Source organism: Rhizobium sp. NLR10b (genome assembly GCF_019685435.1).
Classification (GTDB): Bacteria; Pseudomonadota; Alphaproteobacteria; order Rhizobiales; family Rhizobiaceae; genus Rhizobium.
Map to the genome: position 1 here is coordinate 17,333 of NZ_JABDWV010000008.1, position 16,127 is coordinate 33,459.

Sequence of the window (16,127 nt, forward strand, 5' to 3'; positions counted from 1 at the left end):
AGAGTCGACCTGGCCGCTGCCGTGCCATCCATGATAAATTCGTTGTTCACGACGTCAGATGTTTTTCGATTTCGTCGACCGGAAGGTTGACGAGGTCCTTGTCGTATTCGGCCACGATCCGCTTCCTCACACCCTCCGAAATGACACGCCGCAAGTCGGCAAGGGCCTTCGGGGGAGCCACGAGAAAAAGCTTCTGAATGTTGTCGCCGGCGCAGATCATTTCCAACTTTTCCGCGACCATGGAAGAGAACCGCTCTTCTTCAAGCTGATGGAAATCAGTCTGTCCGAGGCTGCTGCGATGGCTGCCGCTCGCGGTCCGGCCGGGACGATCTGTTCCCTGTTGACGGGTCGGTGCATTGTGCGGCGCCTCGAATACCTGCTCGACTTCGAGAGATAGGTCGGACGCTGTCCCAACATTGCGCAGAAGCAGGGCTTTTCTCGCGTCCATGACGAGCACTCGCGCGTTGTATGAGATGATATTCTGATTCATCGCGATATCCTTTCTTTCGCGCGGTTCATCATACTCGGGTGCTGGATTGGCGATTTGATCGGCGTCAATGCCCGGAGAAGGCCTCGGCGGTTCGATCAAGACTTCTTCATGCGCTTACGACACAACGGAACCTGCGCTGAGCGCGTCTGCCGGATGTCTTGCAGGCATGCTGGAAAGCGGCGGCAGAGTGAGCCGAGCGCGCCGCGCGGGCGGCGCTTCCGCGGGCTTCGTTCCGCGTCAGAAAAACCGATGTCACACCCGCCTCCACCGGTGAACCGCTGCCCGCTTCGACCAGCTGTAGAGACCGAAGGGTGCGGGGACGCAGATGTATTTCCCTTTCTTGTACATCGTCTTGGCTTCCCACCTGCCAGCTTGTTCCGCTCGCTGCTGTTGTGATCCCTTCCTCGTATGCCCTCGCAATTGGAGGTGCGACGGGATCGTCCGAAATCTACGCACATTCCGCAGGCCGGACATTAAGCGAGATCAAAATAGACGCCGTGTCTTGATCGGCATCAATGATCTTTCCGGGCGATAAACCATGGTTGAAAGGCAAAATTTCGCCCTCAGAATTTTCAGGAGTGAGATAAGTCGATGCGTTGGAACCGCTGGTATAGCTTCAGGAGTTACATCAGATCCTCTTTGTGGATCGTTCCCTTCGTGGCCCTGCTCCTTTACGTCGCCGCCATCCGATTGGTCTATGCTTTTGAAAACTGGACCCCTTGGATCGACTTCTGGCCTTGGGAAGTGGCGGGCACGCAAAGGATGCTTGAGACAATCATTACAATGACTTTGACGTTCGTGGTGTTCACGTTCGGATCGCTGCTGGTGGCAATTCAAGTTGCCGGCGGCCAGTTGACGCCCCGGATCATCGCGACGACTCTTTTGCGCGACAATGCCATCCGATTCACCGTGGGCCTTTTCATTTTTACATTACTGTTTGCAACCGGCGCCCTTTCCAGACTCGATGCGACCGTTCCTCATGGTGTCTCTGCGATCGCGGGACTGCTTGGCTTTCTTTCCATTGCGGCCTTCCTGTATCTGATAGACTACGCGGCCCGCCTGCTGCGTCCTGTCAGCATCATCTTGAGAGTCGGCGAAAGCGGTCATGCCGTCATTGAGGAAGTCTATCCCGCACCTGCCGAAAGTGACTGCTCCCATCGTGGAGTGACCTCGTTCACGAGTTCGCCCGATAGAATTGTTTACCATCGGGCCAATTCCGCGGTCGTGGTCGCGGTCAATATGACGGCGCTCGTCGCGCTGGCCGAGAGGACGGACTCGATCATCGAGCTGGTGCCAAAAGTCGGCGATTTCGTTGGTGCGGGCGAAATTCTTTTCCGCCTGTACGGCGAGGGTCTGCCCCCGGATAGCGTAGTGACAGCCTTGGTCGCTTTCGGGCCGGAACGCACGCTCGAACAGGATGCGACATTTGCCTTCAGGATCATCGTCGATATCGGAATCAAAGCTCTATCAAAGGCCATCAACGATCCCACAACGGCCGTTCTCGCGATCGATCAGCTTCAACGCCTTCTTTGCTTCGTGGGAGGAAGGCATCTTCTCGGCGATGAGATCCGCGGAAAATCCGGCAAACTGCGGTTTATCTGCAGGACGCCGAATTGGGAGGATTTCGTGCAGCTGACCTTCAGCGAGATACGCTTATACGGCGCGGAAAACTTTCAGATCGCCCGCCGTCTGCGAGCCCTGATCGAATATGCCCTGCAAATTTTGCCTCAGGACCGGCGCCCGGCGCTGCTCGCTGAACTGGACCTCATCGACCGGATGCTCGAGAGGACATACGTCTTTCCTGAAGATTTGGCGCTGGCACGCACACCAGACTCGCAGGGACTCGGAGGGGCTGCCGAGCGGACAAGCGGAGTTAGCCAGTATTGATCGCCAAATCGGGCCTCGGCGCCAGTCGAGCCAATATTTTCGCTACGGCAAATCCGACCGCCAGAGTGATGAAGGCTGCCAGGATGCACATCGTGCTGGATCGCGGATCGGCATTGGCAACTGCTGACAATGGGGCGAGTGCCGCCCCGACGTTCCTGGTACAGACCCCAAGTGTGACTACGCCTCGCTTCTCGCGAGGAAGCCTGAACGAAACGGCGTAGGAGCCCAGAGCCAGCGCGCAGTAGTAGATAAACTGTGCTGCTATCGCCCAGGTTCCTATGGCGCTGAGAATGTGGTCCCAATTCTGCAGGAACGCGACGGAAAGCAATACGATAGTGCTGAAGGCGACCAGTTTCCTAATAATCGGGTCGCACCTATCCGCCCACCTGTTCGACAGTTGACGCACTGCTATTCCAATGCCGAAAGGTGCGAGAATGAGAAGCAGGAGCGGCCGTGCGATCACACCTACACCCGCGTGGAGGCCTGGGGCAACAACGGGAAGTGCGATCGGCATCAAGAGGATTGTACCAAGAGCAGCAATCAGGATGAACGCCGCCGTATAGGCGGCGTCTCCTTTCGCAACGTCAGACAGCATTGGCATGAATGGCGCACACGGCGCCAAGCCCAGCAGCAGCAAACCGATGGCGTAAGGTTCCGGCAAGGCGAGCAATCTTGCGATGACAATGGCAAGGATTGGCCCCAGAACGAAGCCTGACAATACGCTGGGGACGACGAATTCCTTGTCATGCAGTGCAGTCCAGGCATCCCTGACATCAAGTTTAAGGCCGACATCTGCCAGGCTGCCAAGCATGAACGAGATCAGCGCGACCTGTAAGGTGTATCTAAGTAACTCCGATATCATGTTCTTCTCCTCTCCGCCGGAGAGCTCCGCTCTCTCGGTCTGTTGCCCTGTGGCTATGCGCCGTCGGTGCTCTCGCCGAGGTGGCAAATCCTGGCGTGCGGTGGCGGTCCTAGGTCTTTCAAATGATTGCCTAAGCGGCCGGTTTAGTGCCCCAAAGGCTAAAATAGATCCTTGCCGCTGCGGCCAATGAATTCAGTTCGCAATCCCCTTTCGTGCGCCTCTTTCACGAAAGAGTTCGCGCTGAGAGCATCTGCTCGGACGACGTCATTGAAGCATTGAGCGAAGGGGCCGCATAATTCGTCACGCATCCAGGCGTGGGCGCGGGGTGACACGGCCGTTATCTGCCAGTCATCATTGCTCGTTCGCTCAAGGCGAAAGTCCACACCACCGCGAAGGACATCCGGGCATCCTGCGCCGGCTAGCAATGCCTCTGCCGTCCGCGAGACAACTTGGCTCATTTCATCCCCCTTTCTTTCATGGGGTGCGATCAACGCCAGGGATGTCGTAGTCGCTTTCGTCCGACCAAACGCGGTAGCGACCATCATCTCGGCTGGAGCGCTTCAAGAAGACATCTCTTAACGCCGTTTCTCATTGATGCGGGTCAAAATGTGATCAGCATTCATCTCCATTGTGAAAGCCCCGCAGGTGACGGGCCTGTTTCTGCCTCGCAGGGGGCGGATCATGGATGAAGGCTTCCACGTCTTGACGTGAGTCAAAGCGCCCGCAAGCAGGCGGACTAGACTTGCGGCGTGCAGCCCAAAGAAGGAGGCATAAGATTGCCTTACAAAACGATACTGGTCGTGCTTGGCGTCAACGACTTTCAAGACGACATCAAGGACGCCATCGTCAGTGGTCAGACGATTGGCGCGCACTTGTCGGTTGTGGTGGCGGCCATGGCAGCGCCACCGCCCTTTGGCGCATCTGCCGAGGAGATTTCAGCCGTCTGGCTGGAGGAACGCGGAGGCGACATCGCGAAGCTTGCGGAGCAGACGAGGCATGTGGAAGAGCAGCTTGCCTCTTCGGGGCTTTCGTTTGATGTTCAGGACCTCTACACGGAGGGCGCCTGGGCGGACGAGGCGATCGCCGAAAGAGCGCTGTATGTCGATCTGACTCTTGTCGGCCGGCGGGCTGCCCGCGATCGCGATCTCTGCCCGCGGATCATCGGCGGAGCCTTGTTTCAGGCGCCCGCCCCTCTGCTTTTGAACCCGACGGATCAGCCCGCCGAGTTCACCCCTCGCACCGTTCTGATCGCCTGGAACTCCCGGAGAGAAGCGGCCCGCGCGGTTCAGCAGGCCCTTCCAATTCTCCAGCGCGCCGGCGAAGTGCGTCTTGTTCTGGTCGATCCTTTGGCAAAGGCATCGCCCGGCGGCGAAGATCCGGGTGCCGATATCGCTGCCTATCTTGCACGACAAGGCGTGCCTGTCACGGCGGAAACCGTCATGAGCAGAGGAAGGCCCGTCCAGGACATCCTCAAGCAACGCGCCGCGGAAATGGGGGCCGATCTGATTGTCATGGGCGCATATAGCCACTCCCGATTGCGCGAACGCATTTTCGGCGGCGTGACGCGATCGATGATTGAGACGTGCAGTCGGCCGCTTTTCCTCGGTCACTAGCGCAGGCATCGGGATCAGTATTGCAGGAACAAGTCGCACTGTAGGCCGAGGCCATTGATCCAAAGAACGATGTGCGCTCAGAAGCGCGCCGAAAGGAGATTTACGATGTTCAAGGATAGAAAGGATGCTGGTCGGGCACTTGCTGCAGCCCTGCTCCGGTATCGTGGGCGAGACGTCGTCGTCGTAGGCCTTCCGCGCGGAGGCATTCCAATTGCTTACGAGATCGCCAGCGCTCTGGACGCGCCAATGACGATGGTGTTCGTGAGGAAAATTGGAGTGCCCGCAATGTCTGAAGTTGCTATGGGCGCGGTCGTCGACGGACCGCACCCCTGTATCTTCAAGAACGACGACATCATACGCCAAACCGACATCTCGGACGCCGTCTTTCAATCCGCCACGGATATGGAGTTGAAAGAAATCGCGCGCCGCAGATCCGTGTTCAAGGGCATTTTGCCCGATATCGACATCGAAGGCAGGACCGTCATCCTGGCGGACGATGGCATCGCTACCGGTGCCACGATGAAGGCAGCGGCGATGGCAATCAGACAATGCGGGGTCGAACGCATCATCATTGCCGTTCCCGTTGCGCCGGCAAAGGTGGTCGCCGATCTCGAGGACGAGGTCGAAGAGGTGGTTTGCCTTGAGGTCGGGCTGTCCTTCCGCGCGGTCGGTGATTTCTACTTCCACTTTCCTCAGCTGTCAGACGAAGATGTCATCCGCTGCTTCAAGCAGCTTGCACCGGCGGCACACTGATTGCGTCGGTTAATCCAGCGTCTTATCTGTATGGCGCGCGGCGCTCCCCGCCGAATAATCGCGCTCGAGAGGCACGGCACAGCAAGATATAGACGCAGGGGCTTCATTCCGGTCTCGTCTGCAATCACCCCCGAACGGTCTGCTCCCTGCACCGCTCAGCCTCCGCCACTTTCTGTTTTACAGCCACGAAGCTGTCCGGCGTGACGGAAATGCTGTCGATCCCGCATTCGACGAGGTAGGCGGCAAAGTCGGGGTAGTCGCTCGGCGCCTGGCCGCAAATGCCGATCTTGACGCCGGCCTTTCTGGCTTCGGTGATCACTCTCGAAATCATCCACTTTACCGCCGGATCCTGCTCGTCAAATAGATCGGCGAGATCGCCCGCGTCTCGATCGACGCCGAGCGTCAGTTGCGTGAGATCGTTTGAGCCGATGGAGAAGCCATCGAAATAGCGGGCGAAATCCTTAGCAAGAATGACGTTTGAGGGTATCTCGCACATGACATAGATCTTCAGTCCGTCCTCGCCGCGCTTCAAGCCGCTTTCCGCCATGACCTGCAGCACCTTCTCAGCTTCTTCGACCGACCGGCAGAAGGGAACCATGACGACGACATTGGCAAAACCCATCTCGTTGCGCAGCTTGCGAATGGCGCGGCATTCCAGCGCAAAACCCTCACGGTAGCGAGGTGAATAGTAGCGGGAGGCACCGCGGAAGCCGAGCATCGGATTTTCTTCCTTGGGCTCGAACTCAGCCCCGCCCAGAAGCCCGGCATATTCATTCGTCTTGAAATCGCTCAGCCGGACGATGGCGGGATTGGGGTGGACCACAGCGGTGATACGGGCAAGGCCACGCGCGAGATTGTCGACGAAATATTCCGACTTGTCGTCATAACCCTGCGTCAGCGCCGCGATCTCGTTCCGGGCAGCCTCGTCCTTCAGGCTGTCGAAGTGGACAAGCGCCATCGGATGGATGCGGATGGCGTTGCTGATGACGAATTCCATCCGGGCAAGGCCGACGCCATCAGCGGGCAGCCGCCACCAGCGGAAGGCCGTACCCGGATTTGCAAGATTCAGCATCACTTCGGTCTGCGTCGCCGACAGGTCGTGGGCATCGAACGTTTCGGACTCGTATTCGGCAGCCCCGTCATAGACGAACCCTTCGTCCCCCTCCGCGCAGGACACAGTCACCTCCTCGCCCGTATGCAGCAGCAGCGTCGCGTTGCCGGTCCCCACCACCGCCGGCAGGCCAAGCTCGCGGCTGACAATTGCGGCATGAGAAGTGCGGCCCCCGTGATCGGTAACGATCGCCGCCGCCCGTTTCATGATCGGCATCCAGTCCGGGTCGGTCGTCGCAGTTACCAATACCGAACCGTCGATGAATTGATCGATATCCTTGGCCGTTTCAATGAGGCAGACTCGGCCCGAGACGATGGCGTCACCGATCGCCAGACCTTCGACAAGCTTCCTGCCTTTCTGTTTGATGCTGTAGCTCCTGAAGACCCCTGTCCTGTGCCTCGACTGAACTGTTTCCGGCCGCGCCTGCACGATGAAGAGTTCTCCGGCCTCGCCGTTACGGGCCCATTCCATGTCCATCGGACAGCCGTAGTGCTGCTCGATGAGCGACGCCCAGCGGGCGAGCTTGAGCACCGCTTCATCGTCAAGCACATAGCTTGCCCGTTCGGCTTTCGAGGTCGGAACGTTGAGGGTAGGCTCTTCGGCCGATCCATAGATCATCTTCTTTGCCTTTGCGCCGCACTTGCGGGCGATGATGGGGCGGAGAGAGCCCTTTGCAAGAAACGGCTTGAACACTTGGTATTCATCCGGGTCGACGGCGCCCTGGACGACATTCTCACCGAGCCCCCAGGCGGCATTGATCAGCACGATTTTGTCGAAGCCGGTTTCCGTGTCGATGGAGAACATGACGCCGGAGCCGCCGAGATCCGACCGGACCATCTGCTGGATGCCGATCGAGAGTGCGACTTTCAGATGCTCAAAGCCCTTCGTCTGGCGATAGGAGATCGCCCTGTCGGTGAATAGGGAAGCGTAGCAGCGCCGGCAGGCATCGAGAAGCGAACGCTCACCGCGAATATTCAAGAAACTTTCCTGCTGCCCGGCAAAGCTCGCATCCGGCAGATCTTCGGCCGTGGCGCTGGAGCGAACAGCAACGGCGACATCTTCGCTTCCGATGCGCTTCGAAAGCTCTGCGTAAGCGGTTCGGATGGTGTTCGCCAGGTCCTCTGGCCAGTCGCCGCGCAGGAAAAGCTTGCGTATGGCCGAACCGGTTTCAGCCAAGCTCGCTTTGCCCTGGTGCCAGTCGGCGATGCGTGCGGCGATCTCGCCCCGAATACCATTGGCGTCGACATAATGCCAGTAGGCATCGGCGGTGGTGGCGAAACCCGCGGGTACGGCAATTCCTTTCGGCGCGAGATCCTGGATCATTTCCCCCAGCGAGGCATTTTTGCCGCCCACTCGGGCGATGTCGCCGCGCCGGAGATGCTCAAACCAGATCACCTGTTCCATCCTGCCACCCATGACACGCTCCCGGCCTGCCCCCTTGAACTGCGCCGAGAGTAGACGGGCTCGCCTCCTTCGACCTTGATGAAAATCAAGGCCAGGGCGCAGCAGCTGGCGCAGACTGGGAAAAGTTTAAGAATGTGGAGACCCAACATGCCGACCCTTTCAGATCGTCACGCCGTTGTCGGGGAGATCGGCCCGACCCACTTGCGCTTTGCGGTGGCCGATATCGATGAACTGGCGATGGACCACTATGTCAACTTTCGAACCGCCGAATTCGACTCGATCGAACTGGCGATCGATGCTTATCTCACGTCGCTGCAGGACCGGCCGGCGAGGATGAGCCTCGCCGTGGCCGGCGACGTCGCCGGAGGCCAGGCTCGCCTCCTTCATCATCCCTGGAGTTTTACCGCCAAACAGCTGCACGACGCCTTTTCCATTCCCACAGTCAGCCTTATGCGCGACATCGAAGCAGTCTGTCGATCCGTGCCGCTGCTGACGCAGCACGACCTTCTGCGGATCGGCGAAGCAATGCCCCCGCGGGTCGGACCGAAAGCCATCCTGCTGGTGGAAAGGGACGTGGAGGTCGCTGCCGCCGTTCCGGTTGGCCCGGGTTGGAAAGCCGTATTGGGCCGAGCCGGCGACATTTCGTTCGGTGCCGAAGACGGGGATGAGCTCCTCGTCCTCAATAGCATACGACGCGGACCGGGCAGAATGGTGCTAAGGAATGTTCTGACTTCAACCGGGCTTGCCGGTGTTTACGATGCGCTGCGGCAGCATGCCGGTCTCAGTGCATCAGCTTGGGGCGTATCGGAGATCATCGAAGCCGCGTCGCTCGAAGAGCCGGACCCCCATGCGAGGGAAACGCTCCAACGTTTTGCCACTTGGCTCGGGCGCTTGGCCGGCGACCTGGCTGCTGCTTACGGCGCAGAGGGAGGACTTTATCTGGCCGGCAGCCTGCCGAACGATCTGCGGAACGTTCTGACGGAGGGAACATTCGCCGCCTCGTTCATGGCTGCAGGCGGCCCAGCAGGCTTCGCGTCGACTGTGCCGGTCCACATCGTGACCGCTTCGAACGTTGCCCTGCGCGGCGCCGCCCTGGCGCTTTCCTGATTGCCACGAAAGAATCTCACGCAAAGTCCGGCCGGCGTCGACCGGCTCTACATCTCCATCGGCGGCGCAGTCGGCTGACGGGCGGGTTCGGGAATCTCCGTCATCGTCGCCTCCGTCAGCAGCAATATGCTGGCGACGGAGACCGCGTTTTCCAATGCGACGCGCACGACCTTGGTCGGATCGATAATGCCTTCCTGCAGGAGATCGACATAGCGGTTCCGCGCTGCGTCGAAGCCGATCGCGCCCTGACTTTCGAGCATCCTGGCAACAACGACACCGCCATCGACAGCCGAGTTCTCGGCAATCTGCCGCGCCGGGACTTCCAGAGCACGCTTCAGGATCTGTACGCCCGTCCGCTCATCCCCATCGCAGAGCTGTTCTTCCTCGGCCACAGCCGCGATGCAGCGCAAGAGCGCAAGCCCGCCGCCGGGAACGATACCCTCCTCAACCGCCGCCTTGGTGGCATTGATCGCGTCGTCGAGAGCTTCCTTCTTGGCCTTCACCTCCGCTTCCGCAGGAGCACCAACGCGAATGACGGCCACCCCACCGGAAAGCTTCGCCAGCCGTTCCTGCAGCTTCTCCTTGTCATAGTCGCTGGTGGTCGTCTCAATCTCCTTGCGGATCTGCTCGCCCCTTGCCCTGATCGCCTGCTGCGAGCCGCCGCCCCCGATGATCGTGGTGGTGTCCTTATCCACGACAACGCGCGTCGCCGTGCCGAGCTGCTCCAGCGTCGTCTTATCGAGCTTGAATCCGAGGTCTTCCGAAATGAGCTGAGCGCCGGTGAGGATCGCCAGATCCTGCAGCATTGCCTTGCGGCGGTCACCGAAGCCGGGCGCTTTGACGGCGCAGTTGCGGAAGGTGCCGCGGATCTGGTTGACGATCAAAGTGGCAAGCGCCTCGCTTTCCACGTCCTCGGCGATGACGAGGAGCGGCCTGCCCGACTTGGCGATTTCTTCGAGCAGGCCGACCAAGTCGCCAAGCGCAGAGATCTTCCTGTCGAAGATCAAGATCCGAGCATCCTCGAGAACGGATTCCATCTTTTCCGGATCCGTCGCAAAATAGGGCGAGATATAGCCGCGGTCGAATTGCGTGCCTTCCACGACATCCAGCCGGGTTTCCATCGTCTTCGATTCCTCGACGGTGATGACACCTTCCTTGCCGACTTGCGTCATGGCTTCGGCGACCAGCTGGCCGATGGTTTCGTCATTGTGTGCGGAGATCGCCGCAACCTGCTGTTTTTCCTTGTCAGTGGTCACCGGCCTGGAAAGATCCCGCAATGCCTTGATGGTGCGGTTGACGGCGCGGTCGAGGCCACGCTTGAGGTCGATGGCGCTCGCGCCCGCCACGACATTGCGGTGACCATCCGCCAAGATCGCGTGCGCAAGCACGGTGGATGTGCTTGTTCCGTCTCCAACCACATCTCCTGTCTTCTCGGCAGCGGCGCGCAACATGCGGGCGCCGAGATTTTCCTCGGGATCCTTCAGATCGAATTCCTTGGCGATCGTCACCCCGTCATTGCAAACGATGGGAGCAGCCCACTTTTTCTCGATCAGAACCGACTTGGAACGCGGGCCGAGGGTGATGCGAACGGCGTCTGCCAGTCTGGTTGCCCCCTGAAGAACCTTACTCCTGGCCTCTGCATGAAAGAGAACTTGTTTGTGCGGCATTGCCCTATCCCCAAGTTGTCATGACCTCGCCTGACAGGCTGGCACGATATCAATGACATAGATCCGCGGTGATGAAATTGACCGGCGTCAAAAGCGGCCGCCAGGAAATCGGCGCGGCGGCAATTTGATCCTGCGCAATGCCTCTTCGATGGCGCCCTCTAGACTGTTGCCGTGAAGACAATCGTTCTCACTGGCTCACCAGCTACGATTGGAGCAAGGCCGTGAACCACTTCTCCGCGGGACGATGGCTGCGATGGCTTATCATCGATCACCTCCTGTTGATCGTTCTCATTCTGATGGTTGCGGCCGTCTTCAGCATCCCAGCGATCAAAGCTATGATCGAGCACGATCAGCGAAATGCGCCGCTGATGGGTTCGACACCGCAGTAGCCCGTGCTGGCTGGGACCCCTCACTCGACCTCCAGCGAGCGATAGATCTCCTCCTCCTGCGCAAAATGAAGACGTGTGATCGCCTCCAGCCCGTGCAGCAGCCGCTGGACCTCATGAAGCTGCGCCTCTGTCGGCGCCTTGCCGTCGAACGCCTTGCGCATGACGGTGAGGTTGTGAATTTGCCGCTGAATTTCCATGTGCGTCCGGCTCATTCCGGCCAGAATGTCAGGCTTGGCGTTTTTTTGGCGAAGCCGCGCGTAAACCTGTTCGTCCCTCTTCTCGTGGGGAAGGAGACGGTCGCGCAGCCCGCGATCCAGCCTTTGGAGCTCGTCTATTGCCTCTTCCTGTGGCAGGCGTGCAATTCGATCTGCCGTCATGCCAATATCGTCGACCACGTCAGCCAATGCCTTATGCTCGGCCTCCAGTCTCTGCAGGTCTTCGTTGCTCAACCGCGGCGAGGCCATGGCGAAGGAGACAGGTGGCCCCAGGGCGCGCAGGGCATTCAGGATGACGGCGACATCGATCGCCTCCTGAAAAAGCGCTCCTTCGACCGGCGTCAGATAACCGAGGGCGGCAGCAATCATGCCTGCGACCGAAAGGGCCATGCCGGCATAAACGCTCTGTAGCGCGATCGCGCGCGAGCGGCGTGCGATATGGAGGGCACCGACCAGCCTGTCCAGACGATCGACCAGGATCACGACATCCGCCGCTTCGGACGAAGCAGCGGCACCGCGCGCTCCCATTGCTATGCCGACATCGGCGGCGGCAAGCGCGGGCGCATCATTGACCCCATCGCCGATCATCAGCACGGGACGGCCTCTCACCCGCTCCTTGTCGACCGCGTTCGTCTTGTCCTCGGGCTTCATTTCGCTGATGACGTCATCCACTCCGAGGAATGCGCCAACACCTGCAGCGAGATCGGCGCGATCGCCGGTAACGAGAACGATGCGCGCAATGCCGGTCTCGCGCAGATGCCGCAATACGTAACCCGCTTCGGGACGAATCTGGTCTGCCAGAAGCATCGCCCCGGCCAGGGCGCCGTCTATTGTCACAACGACTGCGACCGTTCCGTCGCGCCGTATCCATGCCTCGATCTCGCGGCGAAAGTCCGAGTCCTCAATGCCTGTGCTCGCGAAAGCCCAGCCGCCGACCACGACCTCTCGCCCGGCGACGCGGCCCGTCAATCCTGAGCCTGCCGTTTCCCGGACGCCGCTGGGTACATCAAGCCGCAGCCCCCGTTCACGGGCGGCGGCCACGAGGGCCTGGGCCACGACATGAGGCGAGCTCTGATCCAGCGATGCCGCCACCCTCAAGAGGTCGAGCGGATCGAGGTCGCCGCGTGCCTTGATCTCAATCAGGCGGGCCCGACCATCGGTAACCGTTCCCGTCTTGTCGAGAAGCACCGTCCTCGCGGCAGCAAGGGCTTCAAGGGCGCCTCCGTCTTTCACCAGGACGCCCTTCTTTGCGCAGCGCGAGATGCCGGACACGATGGCGACGGGTACGGCGAGTATCAGCGGACAGGGCGTCGCCACCACGATGACGGCAAGAGCCCGGGTTGCCTCGCCGGTCAGTGCCCAGGCCGAAGCGGCAATCGACAAGGTGAGGGCCAGGAAGGCCAAACCGAATTTGGCCGCCAATCGCACGATCGGCGCTTTCGTCCGCTGTGCTGCCTCGACCAGCCGGATGACGCCGGCATAGGTGCTGTCGGCAGCCGCGCTCGTCGCCTTCAGGTCGAACGCATCGCCGGCATTCGTGGAGCCGCTCATCACCGCCTGTCCAGATTGCCGTCGGATAGGCAGCGCCTCGCCCGTCAGTGCGGATTCATCTAGGACGGCAAGGTTGCCCGCGACAATGCCATCGACGGGAACAACTTCGCCGCGGCGGACCAGAACGAGATCGCCAGGCGCGATGGCCGACACCGCAACATCCTCGATGCGGCTGTCTTGATACCGGGCCGCGCGCGTTGGCACCCGGCTCAGCAGTGCTGTCATCTCCCGGCTTGCCCTGTTTTGCGCGAAGTTCTCCAGGAACTGCCCGCCAGTAAACATGAGTGCCACGACAATCCCGGCCAGATACTCTCCAAACAGGATGGCCCCGCCCATCGCCAGCGCCGCGATGAGATCCAGGCCGAAATCCTTCCTGTGCAGACCAATGCCGATATCGATGACGAGCACCGCAAAGACGACTGCTGTGCCCGTCGTCCAAAATTGCGTCGCAAGGCTCTCTTGCCCCACAAATCTGGCCAATCCACCGCCGACCAGAGCCAATGTTACCAATGGCAGCATCCATGCTTTGGCGACACGCCAGCCGGGCATCCGCATGTGGACGTTTCTCCGTTTCTGAACCACGGCCTCCCGAAGCAGACGTGACGAATATGGCCGGAGACCCCTTGCACTCCGGACACTCGGACTGCGCCCGCATTGGGAAAGCCGAATACATCACTAGTCCACGCCGATCGGTCAAACCTTGAGCATGATCATCCTGCGGGGGGCGCGCCCAGGGATAGAGGTTGAAGCCCGACCTGCTCGCAGATGAATTCAGCAAGGGTTTCGATGGGACCGATCAGATCGATCTCCCCGTCGTGCATCGCCGCATTCTCCGGCATGTCCGGAAAGGAGGCTTCCGCCGGATCTTGCACCAAAGCGATGCCGCCAGCTTCTTTCAGGAACTTCAGGCCTAGCGTTCCATCTTTCAGGGCGCCCGAAAGGATCACGCCGATCGTACGCGGGGCAATTGCGGCGGCAAGAGACATGAAAAGGGCGTCGACGTTGTGGGCTCGATAGAAGCCATCGGCCAACAAATGTACTCGGCAATCCTTCGACACGCTCAGGTGCCGGCCAGGCGGGCTCAACAGACAGGTGCCGTGTTCGAGTTGCTTCGCCTTCGCGTGCGAAGCGCACTGGAAGCGCGCATAGTCGTGCGAGAACCTCAGGCAGGTAACTCGGCGGCTCAATTGGTCGATGGATGACGACCAAGACAGCGGCTGGGAGTTCTGCCGGCAAATAACTCAGTAACTTCGAAACGGCTTCAATTCCACCCGCAGAGGCTCCGATAGCGACAACATCCCGTTTCATGATCTACCTCGACCATCCGTTTTTCCGATCCTTTAGCCGATGATAGGTTTTCGGACATTGACGTTGGTCAAGGTCGAAAAAATCAGCCTCAGTGACCAGAGTTTGGCGCAATTCCTCTTCATCGAAGTTCGAGCAATTGACCCTTCAATGCCGATCGAGATCCGTCGGGTCATCTCCTGAGCTCCCGCGGTAGGCGATGCCTTGATCAGAAATTGCATAAATGCATTGAACCGCTCAATCCTTCGCAGACCACCGCCGTCGACGTCTCGACTGGGAGGCGGCTGTCCGAAGCGAGCCACTCCTGTTTCCCCCGCGTGCAACAACTTCATTCGACGTCTTTGATTCGAATCAAAGAGCGCCGGAACATTTCGCCTATGGTGAACGAAAGAAGAAGGAGCTCATCTCATGTATATCGCTCGCGCCTCGGAAGACCTCCGAGTATCGCGGGCTTCATGTCGAACGTATCGTTGCGCCGATAGGGGAGAAATTGGATGTCCGTCTTAATTGCTTCGAATGAGCAGCAACTGCCAGATTTCAGGGTTAAGCGTGAAGAGGCCAGCCACTGGACGATCAGCCCGCTCACGCCCCGAGCAGCCCATTGGATGCGCGCGAATTTCGGCCAAGGCGATCCAAAAGAGGATCAGATCATCAAGACCAACCTCATTGGCGCCAACGCACTGATCAGGAAAGCCCGTTCTTTCGGCTTCGTGACGGAATATGTCGGGCCGGTTACCACCTTTCATTTCTGAAGGAGAAGAAAATGCGGATGCCAGCAGCGATTTTCGTTTCTTCCATCGGCCTCGTCGGTCTGATGAGCCTGGACGGGGCAGGCCACCGCATTTCGAAGGGTCCACGGGTGACCCTGCCGGCGGCGGTCTACAACGACCAAAGCCCAATTCAGAGATCGCGCGCACAACTTGACCAACTGCGCAGCGCCTTGCTTCAGCAGAAGGAGGGGTTGCGCGCGAAATCGGCAAACGAACGCATGGGGCTTCCCGTCTGAAAGCGCCTTCGGCCGTTGCCGGAAAAAGTCCTGAAAGCAGAAAGGAGCAAATCATGGACGATATTACTCTCAGACAGAACATCATCGACGAGCTTGACTTCGAACCCAGTATCGATGCCGCCAACATCGGAATATCCGTCGAAGAGGGCATCGTCACTCTCACCGGTCACGTCGGCTCCTACTCAGAAAAGGAGACCGCCGAGCGAGTGGTAAAGCGGATCAAAGGCGTGCGAGGCATTGCCCAAGAGATCGACGTCAGGATCTTCGGAAACTACGAGGCTTCCGACGATGATATCGCCCGCCGCGCCGCCAACATGCTCGACTGGAACGTTTCCGTCCCGAAGGGCGCAATCCAGGTCAAGGTCCAAAAGGGCTGGATCACGCTCACCGGCAAGGCCGAATGGCAATATCAGAAAAATGCTGCGTCCGATGCCGTTCGCAACCTCGTGGGCGTCGTCGGCCTGTCGAATTTGATCGAGATCAGTCCTCGTGTCAGCGCTGCTGACGTGAAGAAGCGCATCGAGGATGCGTTCAAGCGTGATGCCGAGCTGGAATCGCAGGGAATTCGGGTCGAAGTGTCCGGCGGCAGCGTAACTCTCAAAGGCAAGGTCCATACTTGGTCGGAGCGGAGAGCGGCCGAACGGGCAGCCTGGTCGGCTCCGGGAATCAAGACGTTGAATGATCAGATAGCGATCGGATGATCGCATTAAGGCTTCACATCAAAATTCGTGCCGGGGAGGTTTTGCTGTCCCCGGCGTGACTGCATC

General features: G+C 59.6%; 14 protein-coding genes and 1 pseudogene. 8 read left to right on the plus strand and 7 right to left on the minus strand.

All coding sequences use genetic code 11. The features are described from left to right. Window positions 1-46: 46 nt before the first annotated feature. Window positions 47-589 carry a host attachment protein gene (locus HJB91_RS14690; RefSeq protein ID WP_247241769.1) on the minus strand — a complete coding sequence of 181 codons (543 nt, stop codon included), beginning with the start codon at window positions 587-589 and terminating at the stop codon, window positions 47-49. A 492-nt stretch (window positions 590-1,081) separates the two neighbouring features. Between HJB91_RS14690 and HJB91_RS14695 the strand changes: the two genes are divergently transcribed. Beyond that, window positions 1,082-2,377: a DUF2254 domain-containing protein gene (locus tag HJB91_RS14695; protein WP_210631959.1), complete on the plus strand. Its 1,296-nt coding sequence runs from the start codon at window positions 1,082-1,084 to the stop codon at window positions 2,375-2,377. Here the strand turns inward: HJB91_RS14695 and HJB91_RS14700 are convergent. Further along, window positions 2,364-3,239, minus strand: a complete 876-nt coding sequence (locus HJB91_RS14700; protein ID WP_221155119.1) for a bile acid:sodium symporter family protein — start codon at window positions 3,237-3,239, stop codon at window positions 2,364-2,366. The genes HJB91_RS14695 and HJB91_RS14700 overlap by 14 nt on opposite strands. A gap of 776 nt (window positions 3,240-4,015) precedes the next feature. Between HJB91_RS14700 and HJB91_RS14705 the strand changes: the two genes are divergently transcribed. Together HJB91_RS14705 and HJB91_RS14710 are read left to right on the plus strand one after the other, a co-directional pair. Next, complete coding sequence (locus HJB91_RS14705; RefSeq protein ID WP_221147010.1) at window positions 4,016-4,852, plus strand: universal stress protein; 837 nt, start codon at window positions 4,016-4,018, stop codon at window positions 4,850-4,852. Window positions 4,853-4,957: 105 nt separating this feature from the next. After that, complete coding sequence (locus HJB91_RS14710; RefSeq protein WP_221155120.1) at window positions 4,958-5,605, plus strand: phosphoribosyltransferase; 648 nt, start codon at window positions 4,958-4,960, stop codon at window positions 5,603-5,605. Between the two features lie 124 nt (window positions 5,606-5,729). On the opposite strand, the gene ppsA is transcribed toward HJB91_RS14710, so the two are convergent. Continuing rightward, window positions 5,730-8,132 carry a phosphoenolpyruvate synthase gene (gene ppsA / locus HJB91_RS14715; protein ID WP_221155121.1) on the minus strand — a complete coding sequence of 801 codons (2,403 nt, stop codon included), beginning with the start codon at window positions 8,130-8,132 and terminating at the stop codon, window positions 5,730-5,732. 66 nt (window positions 8,133-8,198) lie between these two features. Here ppsA and HJB91_RS14720 point away from each other — a divergent pair, with 66 nt between their 5' ends. Then, on the plus strand, window positions 8,199-9,227 hold the full coding sequence (locus tag HJB91_RS14720; protein WP_247241770.1) for a glucokinase: 1,029 nt from the start codon (window positions 8,199-8,201) through the stop codon (window positions 9,225-9,227). A 47-nt stretch (window positions 9,228-9,274) separates the two neighbouring features. Here the strand turns inward: HJB91_RS14720 and groL are convergent, their stop codons facing one another. Further along, window positions 9,275-10,894 (minus strand): chaperonin GroEL, encoded by a 1,620-nt coding sequence (groL, locus tag HJB91_RS14725; RefSeq protein ID WP_210631964.1) that lies wholly within the window; start codon window positions 10,892-10,894, stop codon window positions 9,275-9,277. 221 nt (window positions 10,895-11,115) lie between these two features. Here groL and HJB91_RS14730 point away from each other — a divergent pair, with 221 nt between their 5' ends. Beyond that, the gene (locus tag HJB91_RS14730; RefSeq protein WP_221155122.1) at window positions 11,116-11,283 is read left to right on the plus strand and encodes a hypothetical protein; all 168 of its coding nucleotides are present in this window, start codon (window positions 11,116-11,118) and stop codon (window positions 11,281-11,283) included. Window positions 11,284-11,303: 20 nt separating this feature from the next. On the opposite strand, the gene HJB91_RS14735 is transcribed toward HJB91_RS14730, so the two are convergent. The 3 genes and pseudogenes from HJB91_RS14735 to HJB91_RS31250 all read right to left on the minus strand — a co-directional run. After that, a complete protein-coding gene (locus tag HJB91_RS14735) occupies window positions 11,304-13,604 on the minus strand; it encodes a heavy metal translocating P-type ATPase (RefSeq protein WP_221155123.1) in 2,301 nt (766 codons plus the stop codon). A gap of 155 nt (window positions 13,605-13,759) precedes the next feature. Then, the gene (locus HJB91_RS14740) at window positions 13,760-14,236 is read right to left on the minus strand and encodes a chemotaxis protein CheB (RefSeq protein WP_221155124.1); all 477 of its coding nucleotides are present in this window, start codon (window positions 14,234-14,236) and stop codon (window positions 13,760-13,762) included. Then, window positions 14,139-14,357: pseudogene (locus HJB91_RS31250) on the minus strand (chemotaxis protein CheB); the annotation flags it as partial. The gene HJB91_RS14740 and the pseudogene HJB91_RS31250, both read right to left, overlap by 98 nt. A gap of 491 nt (window positions 14,358-14,848) precedes the next feature. Between HJB91_RS31250 and HJB91_RS14745 the strand changes: the two are divergent. From HJB91_RS14745 to HJB91_RS14755, 3 genes are read left to right on the plus strand one after another with little or no spacing between them, the layout of a single operon-like run. Next, window positions 14,849-15,106: a hypothetical protein gene (locus HJB91_RS14745; RefSeq protein ID WP_210631967.1), complete on the plus strand. Its 258-nt coding sequence runs from the start codon at window positions 14,849-14,851 to the stop codon at window positions 15,104-15,106. A 17-nt stretch (window positions 15,107-15,123) separates the two neighbouring features. Beyond that, entirely contained in the window at window positions 15,124-15,360 is a 237-nt protein-coding gene (locus HJB91_RS14750) for a hypothetical protein (protein WP_221155136.1), read from the plus strand. 53 nt (window positions 15,361-15,413) lie between these two features. Next, window positions 15,414-16,061, plus strand: a complete 648-nt coding sequence (locus HJB91_RS14755; RefSeq protein WP_210631969.1) for a BON domain-containing protein — start codon at window positions 15,414-15,416, stop codon at window positions 16,059-16,061. Window positions 16,062-16,127 lie beyond the last annotated feature (66 nt).

Excerpts from the sequence above, each read along its gene's own strand:
- HJB91_RS14695 (WP_210631959.1), top strand. The coding sequence starts at position 1,082 with ATGCGTTGGAACCGCTGGTATAGCTTCAGGAGTTACATCAGATCCTCT.
- HJB91_RS14700 (WP_221155119.1), bottom strand. The coding sequence starts at position 3,239 with ATGATATCGGAGTTACTTAGATACACCTTACAGGTCGCGCTGATCTCG.
- HJB91_RS14710 (WP_221155120.1), top strand. The coding sequence starts at position 4,958 with ATGTTCAAGGATAGAAAGGATGCTGGTCGGGCACTTGCTGCAGCCCTG.
- ppsA (WP_221155121.1), bottom strand. The coding sequence starts at position 8,132 with ATGGGTGGCAGGATGGAACAGGTGATCTGGTTTGAGCATCTCCGGCGC.
- HJB91_RS14720 (WP_247241770.1), top strand. The coding sequence starts at position 8,199 with ATGAAAATCAAGGCCAGGGCGCAGCAGCTGGCGCAGACTGGGAAAAGT.
- groL (WP_210631964.1), bottom strand. The coding sequence starts at position 10,894 with ATGCCGCACAAACAAGTTCTCTTTCATGCAGAGGCCAGGAGTAAGGTT.
- HJB91_RS14735 (WP_221155123.1), bottom strand. The coding sequence starts at position 13,604 with ATGCGGATGCCCGGCTGGCGTGTCGCCAAAGCATGGATGCTGCCATTG.
- HJB91_RS14745 (WP_210631967.1), top strand. The coding sequence starts at position 14,849 with ATGTCCGTCTTAATTGCTTCGAATGAGCAGCAACTGCCAGATTTCAGG.
- HJB91_RS14750 (WP_221155136.1), top strand. The coding sequence starts at position 15,124 with ATGCCAGCAGCGATTTTCGTTTCTTCCATCGGCCTCGTCGGTCTGATG.
- HJB91_RS14755 (WP_210631969.1), top strand. The coding sequence starts at position 15,414 with ATGGACGATATTACTCTCAGACAGAACATCATCGACGAGCTTGACTTC.